The following is an 8,045-nucleotide window of genomic DNA, read 5'->3' on the forward strand; positions in this document are numbered from 1 at the left end:
CGTGGAAATGCGCTACGAGGATGAAAACATCTGGCTCACCCAGAAGATGATGGCGACCCTCTACGACGTCTCGGTGCCCGCCATCAACCAGCACCTGAAACGCATTTTCGCCGACAACGAACTCGAAGAAGGGGCAGTTATTAAGCAGTACTTAACAACTGCCGCCGACGGTAAAAACTACCAGGTCAAACACTACAACCTCCAGGCCATCATCGCCGTCGGCTTCAAGATCGAGAATGAGCGGGCGGTACAGTTTCGCAAGTGGGCCAACCAGATCGTCAAGGATTACACCATCCAGGGCTGGACCATGGATGTGGAGCGTTTGAAACGCGGCGGCAACCTCACCGATGAGTTTTTTGAGCGCCAACTGGAAAAAATCCGGGAGATCCGGCTTTCCGAACGCAAGTTCTACCAGAAGATCACCGACATCTACGCCATCTCGCTCGATTACGACCCCACCGCCACCGCCACCAAGCGGTTTTTTGCCGCCGTGCAGAACAAGATGCACTACACCATCCACGGCCAGACGGCGGCGGAAGTCATTGTGGACCGCGCCGATCACCGCAAGGACAACATGGGCCTGACCCATTGGGAAGGCGCACCCCACGGGAAAATCCATCGATACGATGTCGCCATCGCCAAGAACTATCTCTCCGAGTTCGAACTGGCGCAGATGCAGCGCATCGTCTCCGCCTACCTCGACATGGCCGAGCTTCAGGCCATGCGCAAAATCCCCATGACCATGGAAGACTGGGAAAAACGGCTGGCGGGCTTCCTGAAACTCTGGGACCGGGAGATTCTGCAGGACGCTGGAAAGGTTTCGGCCGAGCTGGCCAAGACCCAGGCCGAGAGCGAATACGAAAAATACCGCATCGTGCAGGACCGGTTGTTTGAAAGCGATTTTGACCGAATAGTGAAGCAGATCAAATCCGCCGGAGAGAAAAAAACGGAGGAAGAATAAGACGGTCCACTTGGGGACTGACTTGAGGGGTGACTTGGGGGGTGAGCTTGCGACAAACTCGCGATACGGCTTGCGACACGCCCTGGCTCAGCGATCAAGTCCCGACCAAGTAACCGATTAAGTAGTTCGCGCCTCCATTTCCAGCAGAAACCACCAGACCGGCACCACCTGGATAATGCCGAAACCCACGGGGATGGTTTCATCGGTACGCCAGGTGACGATGGTCCCCTCCGCCACCGCCAGCTCGACCATGGCTTCGGAGAGGGAACGCACTTCGCTCTGCTTGACGCGGGGATCGGCCAGCGAGGCGCAGACCTGGACCAGCATTGCTGTTCGTTCTTGTCCCGGCGCTGACGGTAGCAGCGCGACAAGGCCCACCTCCCGGCCCGTTTTGGTCTTGTGGTAGAAGATCTCCGGCGTCACCCGGCGTAGCGCGGTGAACACCAGATTCTCCAGCAGGCTGTCGCGGTTGGTGAGAATGCCCGAGCTGACCGAGGTTACCAGGGCGTGGTCGATGCAATATGCCTTACGAGGATTGACGCTGATCCGGGTCGGCGAGCTGGAAAAGATGTTCACGCTGAACAGCAGCCCGACGTCCTCGAACGCGACGAGCCAATCGACCACCGAGCTTTTGCGCACCCGGTGACCGAGGGATTTCAGATAATCGGTCAGGTGGCTGACGGCATAGAAGGAGACGAGGAAATTGGAGCGCGTTTTTCGGTATCCAGCCGGACTGCAAACCCGTTACCCTCGTCCGGTGCTGGGAAATCGGGGGCGAAAATCGTTTCCTTTGTCATGAACCGCCGCCAGATGTCAGCGAGCAATATTTCTGATGTTACATCAATAACTTATTGGGCAAGTCAAGGGTGAAGACTGTTTTGCGCCAGGTCGACGCACCCTCCACCAAAAGCCCCCGCAGAACACAGTCACCAAACCAGAGATGCGTGGATCCAGCCCTGATCGCCGTCTTCATGGACAACCTGCAACCACCGCCCCTGACGTTTGATAACCTTCAAGCAAACCTCCCGGTCGACAATAAAGATTACCTGGCTGTTGATAGAGGGACCGGAACGGACATTACAGTTCTCTTTCAGGCTGATCACCGTAACCGTTTTATCGAGCAGATCCTTATATAGCCAGCCCCGATCGCCTTCAAAATCGCGGCAGAGATACCAGTCTCCTTTTTTTTCCAGCACCTCGAAAGGATGAAATTTTGTCACCTGCCAGGCAATTTCCGAATTAATATCGGCTTGCGTCCGGACATTGGCCAGAGAAACCTTGACCGCCATCCTTTCCGCCGCACTCACCGGGACAGCCTTCAAACTAAGTAATGCCAATATCAGCAGTAAAGACAACCTAAAAAAAAACGAACAACGTGGCCCAAAAAACAACTTCATTGCAATTCCAACCCATTTCTCTGGTTTATGCATTATGGTTTCAAGTGACCCTGAGAGGAGGGCCTACTTCAATTTTTTTTGTAAATCATGGCTCTTACCGATACTCAGGCAAGCATCACACACATCTCCACCATCTCATCTGGAAGCAACAGGGAAGCGGTCGCAAGGGTTGACAGGGTTGCCGCCAGACTGCGTAGAACGATATCAAAATCATCCATACTTCGAATATCATCTTCGCTGCCAAGTTGCCGCCTGACATCCTCGGCGACTTCAGTTATCGCCAGAACCGCGGCCTTTAAGTGAGCTGTTTTGTCCATGAGTATATTCATGCCTGTCTGAGCGGGCACCAGACAACAAGTAAATCAGACGAAATTCATTGACGAAAAGTTAAACCCGCCAACCCGCATCTTAAAAAAACAAAATCCTCTCGCCTCAAGTTTTTGGAAAGGGAATACTAACCAAGTGAGCCACCTGAGTCAAGCCTTTTTCCGCCTTTTTTCAGCGAACTTTAGTTCGAGTGAAAAGTTCATTTCCGGGGTTCGGGCAATTGATTATTTACTGAAATGTAATTCATGACCAATCCAACCATAAACCATTAAAATCATTGAATACCAATAATTATCATTCGTTCAGGGAAAATCTCCCGAGGGGGCGAGGGTCTCTTCCAGACAGCCCGCTGTCCCGCAGCTTACTCTCACTCGGAAGACCGCGAAGCAGTCTGATGGCGCGATTCAGCCTGCCCGGTTATTATGGTGACAGGACCTGATTTTCGCATCCGCTTTTGCAGAAAAAGCACTCGGCAAACCTTCACCATCGAAACAGTTTGACTTTCCTGCCGGATTTTAGGACAATTCAGATAGTCGCAGGACAACCACCGACCGGCCTTAAAGGAGGGGGGGGGAATGAGCACGCAACTGTCTTTCACAAAATTCGAGAACGAATTACTGCCTGAGTTCCGCAACAAGATCAACCTGGTCGAATCCGAGGAAGATGTGAAAAAATTTTTTGTCTACACGGTGCAAAATCTCTTCACCAGGGTCTTTTCCAAAAAAAACAACTACTCCTACGCTGACATCGCCCTGGACCCGGGAACCGAGAACGGGTTCGTCCTGGGCACCACCCTGACCGCAACCACCGATTTCAAGGCGCTCTGGGAAAACTCCGACCTGCCCAACATCGTTGGCCGCCTGGCAAAGAACGCGGTCAAACGCTGTCTGCACCTGGAAAAACATCCCGAAAAAACCGAAGCCAAGATCAGAATGTAAAACCGCGGAGGAAAACCGGCGGCGCGCCTACTCCCCGGCTTCGTCATGCTGGTCGAATCTCTACAAGGCAGTGGCATATTGCAACAGGGTGGTCTCGACCCGGCCATTGATGGAATCAGCCGGAAAGAGCCCCTGTCCATCCGCCTCACCGGCCAGAAGGCCGGTGAACAATTCCATGGCCTCGTCCACCTTCTGCACGGCGGTTACCGAGAAGGTCCCGGCCGCGATGGCCGCCACCACCTCCTGCTTGAGCATGAGGTGACGCACATTGCTGGCCGGAATGATGCCCCCTTGGCTGCCGGTCAGACCGCGCTCCCGACAGAGATCAAAAAATCCTTCGATCTTTTCATTGACCCCACCGATGGCCTGAACTTCGCCCCGCTGGCTCACCGCACCGGTAAGGGCCAGATCCTGACGCAGGCAAATCCCGGCCAAGGCCGAGAGCAAGGCGCAGAGCTCGGCGCAGGAGGCGCTGTCGCCCTCAACTCCGCTGTAGGACTATTCGAAAGCCAGGCTGGCCTGCAGGGTCAAGGGAATAAGTCGGGCATAACGGGCCGCGAGAAAGGAGGAAAGGATCATCACCCCTTTGGAATGAATCGGGCCGCCCAGCTCCACCTCACGTTCGATGTCAACCATCTTGGCCCGGCCCGGCCGGGTCAGAGCGGTGATTCTGGTGGGGCAGCCAAAAGCATCGCGGCCCACCTGCAAGACCGACAGGCCGTTGACCTGTCCCGCCTTGCCGCCCTGGGTCTCGATATGACGGATGCCGGTGGCCATCGAGGCAAAGATTCGGTCCCGAATGCGACCACCCCGTTCTCTGGCCGCCAGCAGAGCCGCCTCCAGATCATCTATTTCAATCTGTTTTTTGTCCGCCTTGCGGGCAAAATAGTCAGCATCCTGCATCAAGTCGACCAGGTCGCGGACGCGCAACGACAACTTAAGACTGTCGCCGGCATCACGCGAGGCCTGTTCGATAATCCTGGCCACGGCATCGGCATGGAGGGGCAGAAGCTCATGGTCCTGGGCCAGACTGGCGATCAGGCTGGAATAGAGAGCAAGATTGTCTTCACTGCGCTCCATATCGTTTTCAAAATCGGCCTGCACCTTAAAAAGAGCGGCAAACTCCGGGTCATAGGCATTGAGCAGGTAATAAACCTGAGGCTCTCCCACCAGAACCACCTTGACATCCAGGTCGATGGGCTCCGGTTCCAGGGCGGTGGTGCCCATCAGGCCGAGAAGGCGCTCCACCGGCTCGATATGCACCTTTCGGGAGCGCAGGGTGCGTTTTAAGCCTTCATAGGCAACTGGCTGCATGAGCAGACGCCGGGCATCGACAATGATATAACCCTGGTTGGCGCGATGGAAGGCCCCCGGCTGAATCAGGGTGAAGTTGGTGGTCAGCACGCCCATTCGGGCCTGATGTTCAATTCGGTCATGAAGGTTCTGGTAAGTGGGCAGGTCCTCGTAAACCACCGGAGCCCCGCCGCCGTTCTCGTGACCGATCAGAACATTGACCTCATACTAGTCAAGGGGGGGCGACTGCGGGCCGCCGATAGCCAGAAAAAACGGATTCTGACCCTCGCTGCCGCCGAGGAAATCATCCACCCGCTCAGCGATATCCTCCTCCACGCTTTCCAGGTAGACGGATAACTTGGCATGGTCATGATATTTGTCTTTCAAGGTGCAAACGAGATGGGAAACCGCCATCCTGGCCGTCTCCTTTTTCAGACGGCGCTTTAACTCCTCGGTCTCCCGCTTCCAGATACTGATCTTGTGAATTACTTTCTGCAGTTCACCGTGAAGCTTTTCAATGGTCTTTTCGATCTTCTTCTGGGCGTCCTCGGCCAAGTTGCCGAAATCGTCCACACTCAGGGGTTTACCCTCGCCGTCCATGGGCACGAAACGAAAACCCTGTTCGCTGCGACTGACCATTACCCCTGAGACTTGGCCAACTCCTCCATGTCGTGGTAGAGGGCTTCAATTCTTTGACTCAGAGTCACATTGAGGGCCCGGTAGTCCTCATCTTCTAACATGGCCGGAATCGTGGATTTCAGGGTATCAATAAGTTCAAACATCTCACCCTTAAAAACCCGGCCCTGTCCCGAAGGCAACTTGATGGCCAACGGTTTATGAGAATGCTTGAAATTGTGAACATAGCACCAGTCGCTGGGGCTGGCCTCGTCTTTGGCCTTCTTATGCAGAAATGACTGGACAACGCTATGGCGGCCCGAGCCTTCCGGCCCCATGACATACAGATTAAAGCCCGGCCGGGCCATGCCGATGCCGAAATCAAGGGCGGCCAGGGCCCTTTCCTGGCCGATAAAACGGTCCATCCTTTTTACCTCGGCCGTGGTAGTAAAAAGTGACTGGGCGGGATCACAGTGATTATAGGCCTGGGCGGCGCTGATGACTTGTTTGGTCACCTCATTACCCCCTTGTGGGAATGTGAAAAAAATCAAATTCCGGAAATCGGATTTTTTCTGAATCCGGAGTCTTCCAGGCTCGTTCCAGACTTCGGATCTTTCAGCCTCAGGGTCATTTTCAAAGTTGTCAACGACATTCAGGCGCGGAACTCAGGCCCCCTATTTTCTGAAAAGCCAGAAAAAAAACAAGATCACCACCGTGAGCAACAAACAGGTGGTAACCGGAAAATAAAAACTCAGGTTCCCCTTTCGAACAAAAATGTCGCCGGGAAGCCTGCCCAGAGGAAATTTGCCTAACAAAGGCCACAAAACTCCCCCTAAAACGAGAAGAAGACCAAGGCTGATCAGCTTTTTATTCATGTCCGCAGCTAACGAAAAAAACAATGCCCGATAAAAACCAAATTGGCGCTCAGTCCCGCCACGGCAACCAGAGGGGATAGACGACAACGCCTGCGGGCCTGGGTTCGCGAAATTTAACCCGGATAAACGACAGATTGATAAGACTGAAGATGACCAGGGTGATAAAACTGGTGGCCTCGGCCAGAACGACCAATGGCAGCCAGAGGGCGAAAATCATGATTCCGATGGCGATAATCAGGGTGGCGATATGGGGAGTTCGAGTCCGTGAATGAATCCGGCCGATGACCTTCGGAAACCAACCCTGGACGCTCATGCCGTATAGTATTCGGCTAGCCATGATGATCTGAATCAGAGCTCCGTTGACCACGGCAAACATACCGATTATGGTTATGGCAACGGGCCGACGACCGGTGCAAACCGCGTAGAGATGTGAAAGCGGCGCTTTCTGACCGGCGGGTTCCGCCGGTGCTACCGCCAGCACTGCGGCCAGGGATACGGCGAAGTATAAGATGCTCGTCAGAACCAGCACCAGGACAATAGCCAGCGGCAGCGTACGCCGAGGATTCTTCACCTCCTCGGCCACGTTAACCATATCTTCAAAACCGATAAAGGCATAAAACGCCAGAAAAGCCCCGGGGATAATGGCGGCAAGCCAACCCCCATGAGTGCTGGCGACAATCTCCGGCCAGACCGCAGGAAGTCCGGCCAGGCTGTTCCGACTCACCCAGATCACCATCAAGAGTCCAAACGCTTCAAACAGGCTTAAGAGGCCGGCGATCAAGACCGACTCAAGCACTCCCCACCAAGCAATGAACCCCAGCCCTGAAACCAGAACCGCCAGGGCCAGGGGTAAGGGCACATAGATAAAAACCCAAAGATAACCGACAAAACCCCGGACAATGGTAGCCGCAGAGGTAACCCCCACCAGAATCACCAGAAAACCCACGAAGATGGCCAACCATTGCCAGCCGAGGCCCTCCACGACATAAACGGCTTCACCGGCGCTCCGGGGAAAACGCGACGACAACTCCGCATAGGAAAAGGCGGAAAGCGCGGCCAACAGCGCGGCCAGAAGAAACGACAGGGGGGTACCGAAACCGGCAACTCCGGCCACTTCGCCGATCAGAACATAGATGCCGGCACCAAGAATCGTGCCCATGCCGTAAAGAATCACCAAGGGCAGAGAAAGAGAGGCTTTCAGCGTCGGGGATGACATAGACTGTTATTTACCCGGACGAATCGAACTTTGTCAAAACAAAACTGTCGGCAGATCATTTTTCGCCCTTATTCGAGCCGTAAATCCAGAACGAAGGCGCGTGTTCCTTAAATCAACCGCGATTTGAACCTTTAGCTTCCTACCCTGCCACTCCCCCACCGCTCCGCTGGGACTCAAAATCCGTCTTCGGCAGGCCACCCCGCTTCCCGGGAATTATGACGATGAAAACGACATAAACTGCTGAATATTAAAAGAATAAGCGCAATTTCTCTTGCACTATACCTCGTTACGCGCTATAGCGTTATAACGATGAAACGGAGGAGTTGCCCATGGCTGCCATTGTGTATCAGACGAACAAGAAAACCGGTTTCACTTACGCTTATGAGTCGATCTCCTACTGGGATAAAGAAAAAAAGCAGTCCC

General features: G+C 54.2%; 10 protein-coding genes and 1 pseudogene. 2 read left to right on the forward strand and 9 right to left on the reverse strand.

The features are described from left to right. On the forward strand, window positions 1-961 hold a 961-nt coding region (locus ENN66_12125; GenBank protein ID HDS17326.1), incomplete at its 5' end, for a cell filamentation protein Fic. A 117-nt stretch (window positions 962-1,078) separates the two neighbouring features. Here the strand turns inward: ENN66_12125 and ENN66_12130 are convergent. The 3 genes and pseudogenes from ENN66_12130 to ENN66_12140 form a co-directional block, all read right to left on the reverse strand. Continuing rightward, a pseudogene (locus ENN66_12130) lies at window positions 1,079-1,654 on the reverse strand (ATP-binding protein). Between the two features lie 233 nt (window positions 1,655-1,887). Then, window positions 1,888-2,391: a hypothetical protein gene (locus ENN66_12135; protein HDS17327.1), complete on the reverse strand. Its 504-nt coding sequence runs from the start codon at window positions 2,389-2,391 to the stop codon at window positions 1,888-1,890. Window positions 2,392-2,462: 71 nt separating this feature from the next. Next, a complete protein-coding gene (locus ENN66_12140; protein HDS17328.1) occupies window positions 2,463-2,675 on the reverse strand; it encodes a hypothetical protein in 213 nt (70 codons plus the stop codon). A 585-nt stretch (window positions 2,676-3,260) separates the two neighbouring features. Between ENN66_12140 and ENN66_12145 the strand changes: the two genes are divergently transcribed. Further along, window positions 3,261-3,623 carry a hypothetical protein gene (locus tag ENN66_12145; GenBank protein ID HDS17329.1) on the forward strand — a complete coding sequence of 121 codons (363 nt, stop codon included), beginning with the start codon at window positions 3,261-3,263 and terminating at the stop codon, window positions 3,621-3,623. 60 nt (window positions 3,624-3,683) lie between these two features. On the opposite strand, the gene ENN66_12150 is transcribed toward ENN66_12145, so the two are convergent. From ENN66_12150 to ENN66_12175, 6 genes are all read right to left on the reverse strand, one after another. Further along, window positions 3,684-4,070, reverse strand: a complete 387-nt coding sequence (locus ENN66_12150) for a hypothetical protein (GenBank protein HDS17330.1) — start codon at window positions 4,068-4,070, stop codon at window positions 3,684-3,686. Between the two features lie 51 nt (window positions 4,071-4,121). Continuing rightward, window positions 4,122-5,129: a hypothetical protein gene (locus ENN66_12155; GenBank protein HDS17331.1), complete on the reverse strand. Its 1,008-nt coding sequence runs from the start codon at window positions 5,127-5,129 to the stop codon at window positions 4,122-4,124. A 15-nt stretch (window positions 5,130-5,144) separates the two neighbouring features. After that, window positions 5,145-5,555 carry a hypothetical protein gene (locus ENN66_12160; protein ID HDS17332.1) on the reverse strand — a complete coding sequence of 137 codons (411 nt, stop codon included), beginning with the start codon at window positions 5,553-5,555 and terminating at the stop codon, window positions 5,145-5,147. Then, window positions 5,555-6,046 carry a hypothetical protein gene (locus tag ENN66_12165; protein ID HDS17333.1) on the reverse strand — a complete coding sequence of 164 codons (492 nt, stop codon included), beginning with the start codon at window positions 6,044-6,046 and terminating at the stop codon, window positions 5,555-5,557. Before ENN66_12165 ends, ENN66_12160 begins: the two co-directional genes overlap by 1 nt. Before the next feature lie 159 nt (window positions 6,047-6,205). Further along, window positions 6,206-6,406, reverse strand: a complete 201-nt coding sequence (locus ENN66_12170) for a DUF2905 domain-containing protein (GenBank protein ID HDS17334.1) — start codon at window positions 6,404-6,406, stop codon at window positions 6,206-6,208. Between the two features lie 49 nt (window positions 6,407-6,455). Then, window positions 6,456-7,622, reverse strand: coding sequence for an amino acid permease (locus tag ENN66_12175; GenBank protein HDS17335.1), 1,167 nt, complete (start codon window positions 7,620-7,622; stop codon window positions 6,456-6,458). Between the last annotated feature and the right edge of the window lie 423 nt (window positions 7,623-8,045).

It is taken from the genome of Pseudomonadota bacterium (genome assembly GCA_011049115.1).
Taxonomy (GTDB): Bacteria; Desulfobacterota; Anaeroferrophillalia; order Anaeroferrophillales; family Tharpellaceae; genus DSCM01.

What these genes read in the sequence shown, in the direction of transcription:
- ENN66_12135 (HDS17327.1), bottom strand. Translation starts at nt 2,391, where the DNA reads ATGCATAAACCAGAGAAATGGGTTGGAATTGCAATGAAGTTGTTTTTT.
- ENN66_12140 (HDS17328.1), bottom strand. Translation starts at nt 2,675, where the DNA reads ATGGACAAAACAGCTCACTTAAAGGCCGCGGTTCTGGCGATAACTGAA.
- ENN66_12145 (HDS17329.1), top strand. Translation starts at nt 3,261, where the DNA reads ATGAGCACGCAACTGTCTTTCACAAAATTCGAGAACGAATTACTGCCT.
- ENN66_12160 (HDS17332.1), bottom strand. Translation starts at nt 5,555, where the DNA reads ATGGTCAGTCGCAGCGAACAGGGTTTTCGTTTCGTGCCCATGGACGGC.
- ENN66_12170 (HDS17334.1), bottom strand. Translation starts at nt 6,406, where the DNA reads ATGAATAAAAAGCTGATCAGCCTTGGTCTTCTTCTCGTTTTAGGGGGA.
- ENN66_12175 (HDS17335.1), bottom strand. Translation starts at nt 7,622, where the DNA reads ATGTCATCCCCGACGCTGAAAGCCTCTCTTTCTCTGCCCTTGGTGATT.